This is a genomic window from Shewanella sp. ALD9 (genome assembly GCF_002836315.1).
Taxonomy (GTDB): domain Bacteria; phylum Pseudomonadota; class Gammaproteobacteria; order Enterobacterales; family Shewanellaceae; genus Shewanella.
The window spans coordinates 1,183,088-1,200,563 of record NZ_PJCD01000003.1 but is presented as its reverse complement, the minus strand read 5'-3'; the positions used below and the strand labels follow the sequence as shown (position 1 = coordinate 1,200,563).

The 17,476-nt window shown below is 37.4% G+C and carries 15 protein-coding genes; 5 read left to right on the top strand and 10 right to left on the bottom strand.

The features are described 5' to 3' along the window. Positions 1-3 precede the first annotated feature (3 nt). Entirely contained in the window at positions 4-774 is a 771-nt protein-coding gene (locus tag CXF88_RS12725; protein ID WP_101087172.1) for an SDR family oxidoreductase, read from the bottom strand. 54 nt (positions 775-828) lie between these two features. Next, positions 829-1,563, bottom strand: a complete 735-nt coding sequence (locus CXF88_RS12720; RefSeq protein ID WP_101087171.1) for a histidine phosphatase family protein — start codon at positions 1,561-1,563, stop codon at positions 829-831. A gap of 354 nt (positions 1,564-1,917) precedes the next feature. Here CXF88_RS12720 and CXF88_RS12715 point away from each other — a divergent pair, with 354 nt between their 5' ends. Next, a complete protein-coding gene (locus CXF88_RS12715) occupies positions 1,918-2,832 on the top strand; it encodes a LysR family transcriptional regulator (protein WP_101087170.1) in 915 nt (304 codons plus the stop codon). 185 nt (positions 2,833-3,017) lie between these two features. Here the strand turns inward: CXF88_RS12715 and CXF88_RS12710 are convergent, their stop codons facing one another. Genes CXF88_RS12710 through CXF88_RS12700 form a run of 3 tightly spaced genes read right to left on the bottom strand, consistent with a single transcriptional unit; the run spans position 3,018 to position 6,740 of the window. After that, positions 3,018-4,151: an HDOD domain-containing protein gene (locus CXF88_RS12710; RefSeq protein WP_101087169.1), complete on the bottom strand. Its 1,134-nt coding sequence runs from the start codon at positions 4,149-4,151 to the stop codon at positions 3,018-3,020. Continuing rightward, positions 4,148-6,133, bottom strand: coding sequence for an EAL domain-containing protein (locus tag CXF88_RS12705; RefSeq protein ID WP_197708438.1), 1,986 nt, complete (start codon positions 6,131-6,133; stop codon positions 4,148-4,150). Before CXF88_RS12705 ends, CXF88_RS12710 begins: the two co-directional genes overlap by 4 nt. A gap of 4 nt (positions 6,134-6,137) precedes the next feature. Next, the gene (locus CXF88_RS12700; RefSeq protein WP_101087167.1) at positions 6,138-6,740 is read right to left on the bottom strand and encodes a response regulator; all 603 of its coding nucleotides are present in this window, start codon (positions 6,738-6,740) and stop codon (positions 6,138-6,140) included. A 100-nt stretch (positions 6,741-6,840) separates the two neighbouring features. Between CXF88_RS12700 and CXF88_RS12695 the strand changes: the two genes are divergently transcribed. Both CXF88_RS12695 and CXF88_RS12690 read left to right on the top strand, forming a co-directional pair. Further along, complete coding sequence (locus tag CXF88_RS12695; protein WP_101087166.1) at positions 6,841-8,175, top strand: HD domain-containing phosphohydrolase; 1,335 nt, start codon at positions 6,841-6,843, stop codon at positions 8,173-8,175. Between the two features lie 90 nt (positions 8,176-8,265). Further along, the gene (locus CXF88_RS12690) at positions 8,266-11,370 is read left to right on the top strand and encodes an ATP-binding protein (RefSeq protein ID WP_101087165.1); all 3,105 of its coding nucleotides are present in this window, start codon (positions 8,266-8,268) and stop codon (positions 11,368-11,370) included. Here CXF88_RS12690 and CXF88_RS12685 read toward each other — a convergent pair. From CXF88_RS12685 to CXF88_RS12675, 3 genes are read right to left on the bottom strand one after another with little or no spacing between them, the layout of a single operon-like run. Continuing rightward, the gene (locus CXF88_RS12685; protein ID WP_242445144.1) at positions 11,359-12,651 is read right to left on the bottom strand and encodes an ATP-binding protein; all 1,293 of its coding nucleotides are present in this window, start codon (positions 12,649-12,651) and stop codon (positions 11,359-11,361) included. The genes CXF88_RS12690 and CXF88_RS12685 overlap by 12 nt on opposite strands. Before the next feature lie 14 nt (positions 12,652-12,665). Further along, the gene (locus CXF88_RS12680) at positions 12,666-13,244 is read right to left on the bottom strand and encodes a chemotaxis protein CheC (RefSeq protein ID WP_101087163.1); all 579 of its coding nucleotides are present in this window, start codon (positions 13,242-13,244) and stop codon (positions 12,666-12,668) included. After that, a complete protein-coding gene (locus tag CXF88_RS12675; RefSeq protein ID WP_101087162.1) occupies positions 13,241-13,606 on the bottom strand; it encodes a response regulator in 366 nt (121 codons plus the stop codon). Before CXF88_RS12675 ends, CXF88_RS12680 begins: the two co-directional genes overlap by 4 nt. Positions 13,607-13,791: 185 nt before the next feature. On the opposite strand from CXF88_RS12675, the gene CXF88_RS12670 reads away from it, so the two are divergent. Beyond that, entirely contained in the window at positions 13,792-14,337 is a 546-nt protein-coding gene (locus CXF88_RS12670) for a heme NO-binding domain-containing protein (RefSeq protein ID WP_101087161.1), read from the top strand. Then, a complete protein-coding gene (locus CXF88_RS12665; protein ID WP_101087160.1) occupies positions 14,330-15,238 on the top strand; it encodes an ATP-binding protein in 909 nt (302 codons plus the stop codon). The genes CXF88_RS12670 and CXF88_RS12665 overlap by 8 nt, the downstream gene beginning before the upstream one ends. Positions 15,239-15,260: 22 nt before the next feature. Here the strand turns inward: CXF88_RS12665 and CXF88_RS12660 are convergent, their stop codons facing one another. Together CXF88_RS12660 and CXF88_RS12655 are read right to left on the bottom strand one after the other, a co-directional pair. Then, on the bottom strand, positions 15,261-16,151 hold the full coding sequence (locus CXF88_RS12660; protein WP_101087159.1) for a dienelactone hydrolase family protein: 891 nt from the start codon (positions 16,149-16,151) through the stop codon (positions 15,261-15,263). A gap of 192 nt (positions 16,152-16,343) precedes the next feature. Beyond that, the gene (locus tag CXF88_RS12655; RefSeq protein ID WP_101087158.1) at positions 16,344-17,303 is read right to left on the bottom strand and encodes a helix-turn-helix domain-containing protein; all 960 of its coding nucleotides are present in this window, start codon (positions 17,301-17,303) and stop codon (positions 16,344-16,346) included. Between the last annotated feature and the right edge of the window lie 173 nt (positions 17,304-17,476).

The window sequence follows — 17,476 nt, the reverse complement described above, 5'->3', positions numbered from 1 at the left end:
CCATTACCCAATCAGATAACCGCCGTCGACATTGATGGCGGTACCTGTGGTGTAACTTGATGCGTTAGATGCGAGATACAACACAGTGCCGGCCATTTCGTCTGGTTGAGCCACACGCTTCATTGGCACGTGGTGCATCATTTGTTTCAAAATGGCTGGGTTATCAACTAACGCAGAAGCAAACTTGGTATCTGTTCCGCCGGGTAATAGAGCATTCACGCGGATATTGAATTGGGCGCATTCTTTTGCGAATGCTTGAGTCATTGAAATAACAGCCGCTTTAGTAATAGAGTAAATACCTTGGAAATCTCCTGGGATAACACCATTAACAGACGCCACGTTAATGATTGAACCACCGCCACTGTCTTTCATTAATTTTGCGCCTTTAGTCGACATAAAGAAGTAACCACGAATGTTAACGTCGACGGTTTTTTGAAAGGCGATTAAGTCTGTATCAATAATGTGACCAAAATATGGGTTAGCCGCAGCGTTATTCACCAGAATATCTAGTTTGCCATGTTGCTCTGTAATGGCGGCGAAAATCGACTCTATTTGATCCATGTCGCCAATGTGACACGCGATGGCTTGTGCACTGCCGCCGGCTTTAACAATCTCATCAACCACTATCTGGCAAGCTTCAATTTTTCGACTTGATACAATCACATGAGCACCGTACTGAGCTAATAGTTTGGCGACACTTTCGCCAATACCACGACTTGCACCAGTCACTAAGGCAACCTTCCCTGTTAAATCAAACAAATTGACATTGTTCATGTTTTTTCCTTTATATTTTTGATTAATGGTTCAAAGCGCTAAAGAGCCTCGTGATTACCTAAAGGTTACCCAGTCATCGCCAGCCTGCTCTAAGTGACTGTAGTTATTAAAATAATCAACACTCAACATGTTTTCAGAAAATAACAGTTTAGTGACACCTGTATTTCTAGCCTGCTGATTCAAGGCTAATGTTTGCTGATCGTTCAATTGTAAAATGTGTTGCACGATTGCTGAAATAGTCCCTCCTGAAGTAAACACTAAAATGTCTTTTGATTTTTTTGTGTTATTTCCAGCGGTGGTAATCTCACGCTTTTTTGCTAATTCTTGTTCAATAATATTGTGCAGAGCCCGAATACAACGCGCTTTAAATTGTGGCCAACTCTCTTTGTATTCATGATCTTTATCACCAGCAATCCAACGACTGAGTGCTTGAGAAAATTCTTTTTGTAGCGTTTTATTCGGTTCATTACGTTGACTAATTTCTAGACTCATTTCTGCAAAGTTTTGCCACTGGTCATTGTACTTTTTTAAAATATCTACATGGTCAAACTCATTAAAGCCAGAATGGATAATCATGGGTGTTGATTCACCTTGGTATCCTTTTACAAAGCTGGTTAACGTTTGGCCATGACGCAATAAATCACCACTATAAAACTTGCTGGGGATAGCCCTAGCGCGCCAGTACTGACCTAATATTGTCGCTTGCTGGCTACCTTTATCTGACAGTTGATCGTAATCAGTGCTTCCAAAAGATGCCTGCCCGTGTCGAATCAAATAAATTGCTGCCATATTAGGTCTCTAACTGATTAAAATGATGGTTCGATACAAAAGTAAAAAATTAACTCACTGTTTAACTTATTGTTTGGATTGTCGTTAATCTACGTTTAACAACCTTGAAAGCAATATTGAATTATTTTCGAATATCTGTAGTAGATGTTAATAATGAATGCTTTTAGCGTATATTTAGCCATTTTTTGTACTGCACCGAATCTACTTGACTATGCTAATAGCAACATCTAAATTGAACAAATGAATAGTTCTAATACCCTACTATTTATAATTTAAATAGTAGATGTTAGATCTAAAATAGCAGATATGAGTTGAGGTGCTCTCAACGTACACCGTGAGATCACTGGAGTGAGTATGAAAATTGATTTGAATTTGTTTGTGGTTTTCGATGCGATTTATTGTGAAGGAAACATAACCAAAGCAGCGTCAGTGCTAAATTTATCGCAACCAGCAGTGAGTCATTCATTAGGTAAATTACGCACTCATTTTGATGATGCTTTGTTTATCAGGCAAGGCAATGAAATGCGGCCAACACCGGTGGCAAAGAATGTCATTGATGACGTGCGCGAAGCATTACATCAACTACAGGTGTGTTTAGTACAATCGCGGCAGTTTGAACCCTTAACCTCACGTAAGAGTTTTTCACTGTCATTACATGGCTCGTTAGAACCTTACTATTTACCGATATTGCAGCAAAGTTTGTCGTTAGAGTCTCCGGCAATCAATTTACGCAGTAATAAAAGGGTCAGACGAACGGAACTCGAAAACAAGCTTGCCAGCGGTGATATTGATTTGGCAATTGATACCTTAATCCCTGTCAGCAATAACATTATGCACACCCAATTAGAAGTAGACCAACTGGTTGTTGTTGCTCGTAAAAACCACCCAGCTATTACACCAGAACTTGATTTAGATACTTACCTTCGTTTAGATCACGTGCTAGTTTCATCTCGCTCAACGGGCCCTAGCTTGGAAGATTTTGAACTTTCTCGCATTGGTTTGCATCGTAAAATCTCATTACGTTGCCAGCATGCTTTATCAGCGTGCCAAGTCATCTTAAATAACGATATGTTGCTCACATTACCTAAAACCGCCGCAGCCATGTATAGCAAGATGCTTGATATTGCTATTTACCCTATGCCAGTGGAATTACCTGATATTGGCGTGCATTTATATTGGCATGTTAACGTCGACAAAGAACCGGCTAACAAATGGCTTAGAAACAAAATGATTATTGCGGCAACAAATACTCGCATAGAGAAAAATTGACATTCATATAGGTAATGATTGAGCTTAAATGCCAACTATATTTTTTCACGCAATATATAAGGGCATGCCCCTTATATATTGCCGTTTAATTAACACTGCAGGTAATTATCCATCAAACTGTGTTCTTGCAGTAAATTGATATGTTCACCTAATAAACCTAAATACTGTTCAATCAATTTTATACACTAAGAGTTGCTGATCCATTGCCTAATATCGACATCGACAACTAAATTTAACAGCTCATTTTTTGACGGTTCATCGAGTTGATGAGTTAATGATAAATTGACAACATACAAAATTAATCCCAGAGTATTCACGTTTAATCCAGTGGCATTAAAATCCGGTTTATCTTGCATTAAAATCAGTTCACATAGATCAAGTGGGTAACCCCAAAGTGTCAAGATATAAACCGTCAAGACAGTCGCATCTGCAAGCATGGTATGAGTGTCATCTGAATCAAAATCAACATGCTCGTTTGTTTCAGACATTAGCACTAAATGGCCAATACCACTGAGTAAAGCCGCTATAAAAACAACATCTTGCTGCTCAACGCTAAATCCCATCGACTTACTTAACTGACGACATAATCGAGAATAATTAAATGACCATTCATTAATTTTTTTATGTGCTTTTTCTGGCACTCTTAAGGCTAATGCTTGATCAACGACCATACTAACAACGATCGTTTCAGTCATTTTAAGACCTAAACGTTTTATGGCCTCTTCCAAACTCACAGTCTTGCGGCTGTAGCCTAAGAAAGCTGAGTTTGCGATTTGTATCAGCTTGGCAGCGATAACACTTTCCTGGTGAATTATGTCCGCGGCATGAGAGATATCAACTTCTTCATTGGCGAACATAGACTGAATTTGTCTCGCGATATCTGGTAATGCAAAAAAGTACCCGATACGACCCAGTTTATTTCGTAGAGGTTGTTCTATATCTAGGGTATTTAAGTGTTCTAATGAGCAAAAAACATCATTTATGTCTTGTTGTGTAAAAGGTTTTTTCAACACAAAATGGGCAATTTCTGTTACTTTAGACACAACATCCTCGGCGGTGTCACCGGTTAATAACACCCGTAATGCCGACGGCATTATTTGAGAAACCTGTTTTAGCAGCTCATCACCATTAATATCTGGCATTAAGTAATCACAAATCACGGTATCGACAATGGCCCCATCAGGCAAAGCCTGCTGCCAATGAAGTGGATCACTGCATAAATAAAATTGCCAATGTGGTTTGAGACGACTTGCGACTCTATTTAGCGCTTTAAGCATAAAAATATCGTCATCAATAAACAGTACAGTTAATGTTTTCATAAATCACCCATTAATCTGGCAACTGAAAAATTAGGATCAGAAATTAAAGAAATAAACTGCTCCTCTATTTGAGGGCGAGCAATAACATAGCCTTGGATAATGTCACAATTCAGCCGTTCAAGAATTGGAATTTGGTCAAAATACTCTACTCCTTCAACCACCACTTTCATACCTAAATCATGGGCCATACGAGTAATGTTAGCGATCATGCTTTGAGTGTTTAAATTACTGGCAATGTCGATGATTAAAGACCGATCTATTTTAAGCACATCGATTGGCAATTTTGATAAATAAGACAAAGATGAATAGCCCGTACCGAAATCATCAATCGCAATACTGATCCCTGCTTTTTTAAGTCTAGCCAGTTTCTCTGCACTTTCTTCAATATTATCAACCAACCATGACTCTGTTAATTCAAATTCGAGAATTGACATGTCGATATCGAAACCTTTCAATAACGCTTCGACTCTTGGTATAAAATCGGGTTCAGATAATTGCTTTCCAGAGATATTAACAGCAACATGATCGAGAACGATTCCGTTTTTAAGCCAATTTGAAATCGCTAAACAGGTTTTTTCAATTACCCAGTAGCCTATTTCAATAATTTGCCCTTCTTGCTCCGCTATTGGAATAAATACGTCTGGAGAGACCATTCCTAACTCTGGACTATTCCAGCGTAACAGTACTTCACAACTAGCAATTTTACGTAATCTTAAATCGTACTTAGGTTGAAAGTTTAAAAATAACTCTTGATTTTCAATGGCATGATACAAGGCTTTACTTGTAAATAATTGTTTGCGTTTCTGCTCGATGATAGAGTCGTCAAAACGCATGTAAAAATGAGAGTTTCCATTACTATGCAGTCTGTTACTGACCAATGCATTACTGAATAACTGCTGTGCACTCGCACCATCACTTGGAGCAATGCAATAGCTAATCGTAAATTCAATGCGTACGGTTTTTTCAGCATATTTTTTGTCAGTAAACGATGAAAAAATATTATCTAGTTGACTGTGTAATTCAATCTCCGATACATAGTTAGTAACAAGAATCACAAAATATTCATTCGGTAATACAGATATTCGGTGATTAAACCTTTCACATTCCATTATTAATGTTGTGTGTATCTCATTAAATAATGCAACAGAATCAATATCGCCTAGCATATCAGCCCAATAGCCATAATTTTTTAGATGTATAGCCACCAAAGCAAATGATTTATCTGTCTCAAGTAATGTTTGCGCAGTGCTTAATAAACTTGTTTGATCGATTAGCGTTTTTGACTCACAAAGGACATTATTATCAACGTCTGACGCCATTGAAATGGAAAAAAATCTAGAATTATCGGTCACATGCTTAAGGCTAAACATGACACTTTCGCCTTGAGTCGTTTGTAATGTCGGGGTTTCAACGTTAGGGCTAAATAAATAGTCAATGCAACGATCAGTACAATACGGAAACAGGTCATTTAATAATGTATTTTCGTTTCTTATTGCAAGTATCTTTTTAGATAAGCCATTGAACCTACCTATTTGACCATGTGGAAAAAGCTCGATTACAGCTTCATCACTGCTGGCGAGTAGATCAGCAATAATACTTCTTTGTTGTTTACTGTGGTATTGACAAAAGGCCTTCTCGACCTCAATAACAAGTGCATTGTCGTCCCATGGTTTTTGTAAAAAACGAAATACAGTACGAGAGTTAAGCAGCGTTAATATAGAATTAAAATCAGACGAACCACTAAGCACCATACACACCGTATTAGGTTGCATAGATTTTATTGCTAGCAGTAAATCAGACCCATTCATCATAGGCATACGATAATCTGAAATAACGACAGGACATGCTTCTTTAGACATGATCTCTAAGGCTTCTTTACCGTTATCAGCAATAAATACTTGATAACCTACACGCGTGAACAATCTTTTTAACGCTCGTAATATGGACTGTTCATCATCAACAATGAGTAGCTTTTGCTTCATAATTTTACCCATTAATTAAAAGACTGTTGACTAAAGATCGCAGCTTGTCGTTATCAAACGGTTTTGATAATACCGCATCAGCACCTAAATCTAAGGCCTTTTGCAATTCATGTTCAGATAATCCAGACAACACAAGGATTTTTAATTCCGCTAATTCTGGCTGTTGACGAATGAATTGCAATACTTCAAATCCATCTAAACTAGGCATTGCAAGGTCAAGTGTAATCAAATCAGGTTTATCACTCAGTAATTTAACACCCGCGTGAAATCCATCTGCGGCAAAAGAGAAATAATAACCGCTTGATGATAAAACTCGGCGTATTGCATTTCTAATTTCAGTTTCATCATCAATAATTAAGATACGTTTTGGTGATGCAGAACCTGAGTCGGAATCAGTCTCTATATCCTCACAGTAACTCATTAATTCTTCAGGCATTGGCATTTTTTGTTGTTGTAAAAACAAAATAAAATCGTCCAGTAGCACTCGGTAATTACCCCTACCCGGCAATTTATGTCCTTTTAACCGACCTTGCGAAATCCAACGACTAACAGTCCTATGATGCACATCACAATACTGCGCAATGACACTGGGTCGTAACGTTTTCATATTTTATCACTCATCATAAAACTTGATTAGTTGTCATTTATAGCATAACTTAATCAATGAGACAAATGAGACATTGAAGACATCGGAAATTTAGGAACATATGAAACAATTAGAAACTGCAGATTTACCTGTAATTTTATGTGTAGACGATGAGACCAGTATTTTAAAGTCTTTACAACGTGTATTTTTTTCATCAAATGTTCAACTATTACAAGCTTCTAGTGGTAAACAAGCACTAGAAATAATGCAACAACACAAAGTGAACCTGATCATTTCTGATATGCGAATGCCGAATATGACAGGTGCAGAGTTTCTTGCACAAGCAGCCGTAATGCAGCCTGACAGTTATCGTATTTTGATGACTGGATACTCGGATATTCAATCTACTGTTGCGGCCATTAATATCGGTAAAATTCATCGTTATATTCAAAAGCCTTGGGATAATTCTGAACTACTTGCACAAGTTAATGAGGGGCTAGAGACTTATCGCCTACTTAAAAAAAATAAAGAACTGACAAAGAAAATTGCAGTTCAAAATAAACAACTAAAACAATTGAATACCCATCTAGAAGACACGGTACAGCAACGAACCCAACAACTAAAACAAAGTTTACAACAATATAAAACCTTGGCCAATAATCGAGGTAATGAACAGAAAGCTACATTAGAAGTGCTTTATAATTTAATTAGTATCAATCCGGAAATAAACGGTCAGTTTGCACTTAAAATCAGTGAAACCTGCAATAACATCGCTAACCTATTAGGCATCACTCCACCTGGAGTCGAAATTATTACTAAGGCAGGATTATATTCCGAGCTAGGCAAATTAGGGTTACCTTCTTATTGCCTGAATAAGCCATATGATGAACTGACTAGTGCTGACCAAAAACATTTTATGCGTCACCCTCAATTAGCAGAAGAAATTTTAACACCTGCCGTTCATTTATCTGTAATGAGTGAAATTATTGCTAGTCAATATGAACAATATAATGGTACCGGAGAGCCATTACAGAGAGCGGGCAAAAATATTCACATAGGATCGCGAATTTTATCCGTTGCTAGAGATTTTTGGCATGAATTTCTGCCTAAAAAAAATATTCAAGAGCCGACAAAAGAACAAGTATATAAACTGATAATGCTTCAACAAGGTATTTTATACGACCCAAAAGTGGTTGAAGCATTGGGTAAGTTAATATTTAGTAATGAAAATAATAAAGAAAACATTCATTATTCTGAAGAAGAGTTCTCAAATGGCATACACATAGGAGAAATATCTATTGGTATGCGACTTAGTCAAAATCTCTATAATCGTAAGCATATGCTATTACTACCAAAGGGACATATCTTTTGTGCCAAAACAATCAATAACTTACAGAGTTATGAAAAGAGACACAAAGAAACGTTACTGATAAAAGCAGAGAAAGTTGAAAAGTGACCTGATCAGGCAGAACAAAAAAATGTATAACACGATAATCGCATCTACATTGTTACTATTTATCCACATATGTTTTAACGGTGAATTATTATGAAAAACATGTTAATAAAACTGTTTTTCTCAAAGGCATTTTCTACAAGACGCATGTGGTTCTTTATCTACGCCACATCACTTGGCTTGATTGCTAATACCATGGCAATTGACATTCCCATTGTTGTGCCGTTTCTTGTGGGTAATATTGCGTTTTCAATTATACTATTTCGATTAGGTTTCACTTGGTCGTTATTATCGTTAATCATTGTTTGCTTACCACTAGAAAGCCCATTAGTTATTAGTAATTGCGTTTTACAATTAATGTTTCTTATGTGGCTTAGGCTCAATCTTAAGCAGTCTTTATGGCCTATATTTTGTGTATATTCCATATCAATCTTTGCCCTTGATTACCTATTGGGTAATGATTCTTTAAAAAGTACAACGATGTTATGGATCATTGCCACCATGTTACATTGCTGTATTTTTGCCCTGTGTACCAAAACCGCATTGATGCTTAATACCATCACCATCACCCCATTAAATCAAAAACAGCAAAGTTTGCGTCTTCAACTGAGTCACCGAATTGGACTATACAGTGCAGTGCCATGCACAATATTGATTGCATTTATTTTGCAAGCAGCAATCGGACTGCATTTATCATCGCAACTACAATTTTATCAAGATGAGCAAAATGTGTTTGTGTCAAAAATACAGCGGCATATAGAACGATATATCAGTAATACTGAGCTCGTTGCCAGCTTAGGACATAAAAATATAGATACACATACTCTACAAACACTTAACGGCCAGGAACCTGAATTTATCTCGACATTGGTGACCGATAAAAATGGCATCGTGACGCAATTTTACAAAGCTGGTGTATCGAAACTACCGATTAACAATGTGTCTGTTACTGACCGCAGTTATTTCAGTCAACCCAAAACAATTAATACCAGCTTTGTGAGTGAGAGTTTTAAAGGTAGAGCCCTCGGAGAAGACCTGCTTTTTGCCGTGAGTGCACCTATTTATCTAAACGGTATTTTTGATGGCGTGGTCGAAGTTTCGGTCGTTCTAGACACTCTCACCAAAACATTATCGTTTACTGATAACATCAGTCCAAACACGATTATACTTGATCGACAGTCAAAAAAGATATGGGGAAGCAATCACTTAGGGGAATTAGGCAATGTTTGGAATGAACACGCAATATTTGAACCATATCATCCCTCATTACTGCAACAGTTGTTTTTTAATACGGCAAAATCCATTGTTTTCACAACAGATGCTCATTACATTCTAGTAAAAAGCCAATTAGATAAATTAAATTGGTCAACAATACATTATCAAGAAACAACCCCTTTTGTTGTTCGCTATTTAATTTATCTTAGTATCGCAATGCTATCTTCATTATTAGTATTGAAATATATCACGGCATTATCAGGTCGTTTAGTGCATAACTATACGGAAACACTCGAAAAAATTACAGAATTCACACATCAATTAGGCACTGATAAACGAATCTATCAACCGCTGCATTTTAACTATTCAGCGCGAGAATTTGAGATACTGACTCAAAGTATAAATAACCTTAATGAACGTGTTATTAATTCAAGAGAAGCAATGATGAATTCAATGGCTGAAGTCAAAGCGTTGAACAATCAATTAGAAGACAGAGTGAAAGAAAGAACATTACAACTAGAACAAGAGCGCGACAGAGCAAATCAATTAGCAGCTATCAAGACTCGTTTTTTAGCGAATATGAGCCATGAGATACGCACGCCTATCACTATCATAAAAGGATTCACAGAAGAGTTACTTAACCACACAAATGGTGAAACCCAACAAGTGTTGAATCGTATTCGGCAAAATACCTTACATCTACAAAATGTTATTAACGACATCTTAGATACCGCTAAAATTGATGAAGGTAAAATGACGTTTGATTTACAGCCTATCGGCCTTAGAGACTTTCTAGTGAATTCAATTGATAGTTCATCACAAATTGCTAAATCTAAAGGGCTATCAATACAGTGCGCAATAGAGGACATATCTGACTTATATGTCATGGTTGATCCCTTTAGGCTACAACAAATTTTACTTAATTTACTCAGTAATGCCGTTAAATTTACAGCCAATGGCACTATTATACTAAAAGCACATAAATCACCTGATAATACTTGTACTGTTCAAATCATAGATGAAGGTATTGGAATGAGTGATGAACAACAACTCACTCTATTTGCAGCATTTAAGCAAGCAGACGTAAGTATAAGCCGGGATTATGGTGGCACTGGCCTAGGATTGTATATCAGTAAACAACTCGCTGATGCCATGGGGTTATTATTAACCGTGAAAAGTAAATTGGGTCAAGGATCCACTTTCACACTAACGTTGCCTACTACCAATACAAGACCCATGAGTAAGCCACTAGAACACGTTAACTCGACAACATTTACTCAACGAGTATTAGGCGGCACACTGCTTATTGTTGATGATGTAGAGGATATACGCCAACTCATTGCTGTTTATGTCAAACCGTTAAAGATGAAAATATTATTTGCTGAAAATGGTAAGCAGGCTGTTGATATCGTCAACAAAGATCAGCCAGATATTATTATCATGGATCAACAAATGCCCATTATGGACGGATACCAGGCTGCCCAAGTGTTAAGAAACAGGCACTTTACCAAACCCATTATTTCATTAAGTGCGGACGTATTTAAAGAAGAACACTCACCGAATACCGTCTCGCCTTTCAATGCAGTATTGAACAAACCCATTGATAAAACGCAATTATTGCAAACCATCACTCGATGTTTTGACAAGCATCAAACCAACGCATCAAAACCAGATAACGACGATGTAAAAACACAAGACGAATTAGACATGTTAAATGAAATTAAAAACTTACGCCTAGAGTATCTAGATAGTTTACGAGCAATTCCCGACCAACTCATCTTACTTGCATCAAGTTCAGATCACGATCAAGTTAAGAATTTATTTCACAAAATTAAAGGAACCAGTGCTTGCTTAGGGTTAGATAATGTCAGCGAATCAGCAAAACAAGCCGAAATAGGCTTAAAGGCTGGAGAAAACCTACATGACGTATGTAAAAAATTCAATTCTAGTTTAAATAAATTAATCACAGATTCAGATGCTTAGATGTGTTTTAGCAATTTCACCTGGCGGTAATAAGGGTAAAATGATGGTAAAAGTCGTGCCAACATTCACAGACGAACTAACCGATATCTTACCGTTATGTTTTTGAATGATACTGTAGGACAAGGACAGGCCTAAACCAGTGCCCTGACCTACGGGTTTGGTCGTATAAAAAGGCTCAAATATTTTACGTATCGCGCTCTCGCCAATACCACTGCCGGTATCTTTTATCTCAATAGTGACCTCAGTATCATCGCCGCGCACTGAGATATAAATGTGGCCTTTATTTTCAATCGCTTGTGCCGCATTGACCAATATATTAAGAAATACCTGATTCAATTGCATTGGCTGGCATAACAATAGAGGTACAGACTCTTGATAATCGCGATGAATTTCGATTTTGTGTTTAAATTGGCTATTGGCAATTTTTAAGGTGCTTTCGATGCCATCAATGACATTACAGTTTTCCCATTCACTGCTATCAACATGAGAAAATGCTTTCAAGCTTCTGACTATATCGGTTACCCGTTCAATACCTTCGATAGATTCACTGACTAAATCTGGCATATCGTCGCGTAAAAAAGGATATTGCATGCGTTGTTGCATGTCTTGTTGAAGATTAATAAAAGTTTGATTTTTGGTTTTATCAATCACTTTTTCATAAAAACTAACCAGTTTTAGTAGCTTACTCGAGTAATCTTGTAAAATTTGTAAATTTGAAAAGATGAAGCCAATCGGATTATTAATTTCATGCGCGACACCAGCGGCTAATTGTCCAATTGCAGCCATTTTCTCAGATTGCAATAATTGATTCTGTGCAGCTTCAAGTTTATTGTTTAACTCTAGCAAAACAGAATGTTCTTGCGCCAGTTGTTGAGTTAATCCTTTTTGGCCTTGATAATAACTGGCAAGTTCAGTCACATCTTGCACAATCATACAGACTGTTTTAACCGTATTATTAGACACATCCAATGGTAGAAACTCAATATTTTGATACATCAAGGTTTCTTCACCCGTAATTGGACGGCTACTGCCAAACACAAAAACGTGCGGCTTATGTTCCCAATAAGAAAAACTGGCATTATTTAATATAAAGACACTGTTGATTTTTTTCTTTAAATACGTAGCTTGGTCTGGAAACATCTCTAATAAATTGAGCCCTCTAACATCATCGCTGCTAATCTTGAGGCGATCGGCAAAAAAGTCATTCCAATACTCAATCTCAAACTGATCATTAAGCACACAAACACCTAATGGAAGTTTTGCGGTTAGATTCTGTAACATGGACTCTGTTGCCATCATGACTCCAATAACTCATTTAATTTGGTTAAAACAATCGAAATTGAGTCAGCTTCTAAACAAATCATTATTTTAGAATCAAATCGACTAGATTCTATTTTAAATTCAACTTCCATTAATAATGTGTTGCCCCAGCGATAATGACCCGCAGAAAGAAGTGTTGGGTCAAATACTGTTGGCATACTTAATTTTGTATTCAATGTTAATTGTTGTGCAAAACCATTTAAGCAGGCCCCAGCAAGAATATTAGATAATTCCAGTAGTAACTCTTCTTGGGTAATGTTAGACAATGGCAATTCGTAATCCATCAATTCAGCAATGGCTTCACAGCCCTGTTTGGATTGCAGGGAAAGTACTTCCCCTTTCACTGTACCCAGAAAAGACTGCCTGGTATGCCACATGGTGTCTAAGTTGATCATCTCAACAAACTCTGTAGGGGTAACTGACGATATTTGAGGGATAGAAAGTGTAATCTTAGCGCCAATCAGTCTCGCAAGAGAATTGGCTGCTTGCCCCATAGAAATGTTCATTAGCTCCTGCAAAGCATCACGCTGTTCTTCACTTAAATAGTCATTCATATTAACCCCACGTCAGATAAAGCCTGCGATAATTGCTCTGCTTGTAGCGGTTTATGTAAAAAGCGAAATGCCCCAAGTCGATCGACTAATTTTTTAGCTTCGGGTTGAATATCCGCGCTAATCACAATAACAACTGTTTTAGCATGATGTTCCTGTAAATAGCTTAGGACACCAAATCCGTCCAGTTCGGGCATAGTTAAATCCAAAAAAAGCACTTCTGCTTTGCCTGCTTCAACCGCTTCAATTGCCTCTTTGCCATTTTTGGCTTCGGTGATTTCAACATCCCAATCAACAGGGAGTGCACGCCTAACTACTTTTCTTGACATCATCGAATCATCTGCAATGGTTATAGGTATAGGCATTATAATCTCCAGGTTGTCTCATTTGTCCTTTAGATTATGATGTAGTCTTACAGAAAGTCAAAATTTAATAGAGTATTTTTTATAAACAGTGGTGTTAATTCATTTTAGTTGACATAATCAGCAGAAGACAAATAAGACACAACTTTCCATTAACAAATTAAGCATCTATTACTATTGAGGTTTTTATGAAAGGTATCATTTTTAACGTACTTGAAGACATGATAGTTGAACAATGTGGTATGGGTGTATGGAATGACTTAATGGAAAAACATGCGCCTGCGGACAGAGTATATGTTTCGGCTATCAACTATCCAGAAAATGAGTTATTTGCCATCGCCACAGAAGTCTCCGAGATTTTAGGTCTTCCTTTACAAGATGTCATAAAAGCCTTTGGCCAATTTTTATTTTCAGGCTTGGCTGCAAACCATATTGCCGTTGTTGAACGTTTCACAGACTTTACGTCACTCGTTATGGGCATTCATAATATCATCCACGTAGAAGTGAATAAGCTTTACGATGAGCCCTCATTACCTACCATCATGTCGACAATGATCGATGACCATAATATTGAACTCAAATACTATTCTCCGCGTAAATTATGTTTTTGTGCTGAAGGGCTTATCTTTGGTGCAGCTGATTATTATCATCAAAATATTAGCATCAAACATGACACCTGCATGCATCAAGGTGCTGAACAGTGCATCTTAAATATAGAGTTAAAAAATGATTGATAAATCTAACCCATATTACATTGCCTACCATCGAGAAAAGAAAGCCCGAGTTGAAGTTGAGCAATTGTTAGAAGATTACACTAGACAAGTGTATGAAAAAAATATGTTGTTAGAACAGCAGATTAAACAAATTAAAAATCAACAGCAGTCACTGATACAACAAGAGAAATTAGCCTTATTGGGGACTCTCGCTGCTGGTGTAGCTCATGAAATCAATAACCCATTAGCGTTTGTGATCAGTAATGTCACCACGTTAAACAGTTATGTGAACGACTTAATTGAGGTAATCCCTAAAGAACAGTTAAGTCAAAGCGACCAAAATACTATCAATTTTATTACAGAAGACTTACCAGAGCTTATCACCGATAACGATCAAGGTTTTTTTCGCATTAAAGATATTGTTAAAAACCTGCTGTTCTTTGCCAGAACAGACTCCGAAGAATTAACAGAAATTGATTTGTCTGGTGCCATTGATATGGCAGTCAAGTTATTAGGCCCAAAACTAAAAAATATTCAAGTTAAACAAGAACTTTGCAAGGTACCTAAAATTCGATTTAATTCAGGAGAGCTTAACCAAGTGCTGGTAAATATCTTGGTTAATGCCATTCAAGCCTGTGAACAGTCAGCAAATAATAGTGCGATTATCACCATCAAACTGGCGCAGCATGACGGTATGATTCAACTCAATATTATCGATAATGGTTGTGGTATGTCTCCTGAAGTGCAACAAAGAATGTTTGATGCTTTTTATACTAACAAGCCTGTAGGCACTGGCACAGGTATAGGAATGTCGATTGTGTTGCAGATATTAAAACAACACAATGCGACGATTGATGTACAGTCTGAATTAGACAAAGGTACCATCATAAAAATTGGCTTTAATTTATCGGCACCCATATAGAAAATAAATTATAAATAAGTACTTAGCCAATATTTTTATTAAAAAAATCAACAGTCCGCTGCCATGCTAATTCCGCATTAATTTCATCATATCTGCTGGTCGAATCATTATGAAATCCGTGATGGGCTTTTTTATACATGTGCATGGTATAGGGTACCTTAAATGCTTTTAAATCTTGCTCGTACTCGGGCCAAGTATTGTTAACCCTTTCATCTAACTCGCCTAATTGAATTAATAATGGCGCTTTAATATTTTGTCTTAATTCTTTTGCTGCTGGAGTGCCATAAAATGGAACACCGGCTTGAATCAAATTTGAATCAACTGCCGCGAGATAATTAACAATATAGCCGCCAAAACAAAATCCCACCGCACCTAAGTTACCATTACTGCGTTGATGCGATTTTAAAAACTGGGCGGCCGCAACAAAGTCTTGTTCAATTTTGCTGCGGTCTAATGATTGCTGCATTGCCCGGCCTTCATCATCATTACCGGGATAACCGCCTAGTGAAAAAAGTGCATCAGGAGCAAAAGCAATAAACCCCGCTTTCGCTAAACGGCGAGCAACATCTTCAATATATGGATTTAAACCACGATTTTCATGAACGACTAATACAACGGGCAATAACCCTGTTTTACTTGTGGGCTCGACTAAATAGCCTTGGCCTTTGCCATAACCTAAAGGAGAATCAAATTGAGTGTAAGTGGCTTTAATGTCGGCATCATTAAATGAAACTTGCTCAGCTAGCGCATAATTAGGCAATAATGCCGAAGTCAGCACACTCATTGAATAACCTAATGCCACTAACGAGCCTAATTTAGTCATAAATGTACGACGGTCCATGCCACCGTGAGCATAGGAGTCATACCAATCAAAGGCTTGTTGCGGAATATTATCGACGGATTTGTGCTGCATAAGTTCCCTCTTCTGATCAAATGTAATTACGCTAATTGATGGTTATTAATATTAGTTGATAACCGTTAATGTTACCTGAAGATAATGTATTCACCATCGTCAGCCGATTTTATACGCTTAATTAGCCGCTTAAGGTCAACTGATTTGGTGCGCCTAATTATCACAATTTAAGACTCTATCAATTGTGATGAGTCATGGTTGAGCTGGCTGATATCGCTTAAGCGTATGTGATGGATTTTCTCCAAAGAGTTGTGTGTAATCTTTGGTAAATTGGCCAGCATGCCAAAAGCCCCAATTGGCCGCAATCACCGAAATAGGCGTATCTTGGTCGGGTTGTTTCAGTTGACGCCTGACATTATTTAAGCGTGTAAGACGCAAAAAGCGCAATGGATTAATGCCTAAAATACTCTCAAAACTATACTGCAAGGTTCTTCGGCTAACAAAAGTAAGCTCACAAAGCTGGGTTATCGTCACCGCTTGTTGAGGATAATCATGCAAGAATTCTTTTACTTTCTCTACCACGGCTAAACGATGTTGATAGCTAGGCGCCACCACTTGTTTTGATGATTCCTGGGTTAATAAATTCAGCGCTAAAGTGCTTAACATATCTTGCTGTAACGCAGTATGTAAGCCTAATTCACCTTGGTTAATCAGTGATTCAATCATAAAACGGGTTTGGTTAAGTTGCATTGGATTAGTACTTAATCGCTCCGCCCCTTGCGACGTTAAACTCTTAAGTGACAAACCTTGTATCTCAGCCATAGTAAATAAGATCTGTTTATTAATAACCAAACCATAAATAGTAAACTGTTCTGGGGTCATTAACTCAAAATCACAATCACTGCTACGACACATAAACTGATGAGTATCAACTGGTAAACCATTGATTTTACTTTGGTCTGAAAAACGTGGAATGCCTAACCAGATTGATTCAGGCGCGATATTGCATTGCTGTCTTAGTGCACGCTGAGTAAATTCTTTAAATAAATGCGCCTCAGGATAGTCAAGCCCTTCTATACAACCATAAAAACTGCCGTTACTGACTTGATCATAAACTTGCTGCCATTGAGTTAAATTATGCGCCTGCTCATCAATATCGTTGGTTGTGACCACGCTCTTTTGTGGTGCGCACTGATTAATATGGTGCTCCATCTGTCACGTCCTCTTGATATAACATTGTTAACCCAAACTCTAACCCTGAAGAAAAAGAACTTCATCTAGCTGAAATTAATCACAAAAAATGACTTTGCCAAAACTTGATAGCCACTTGGTACGATTTAAGCTCGTGTAAACTTATAAATTAATTGATTAACGATTACAGGAGC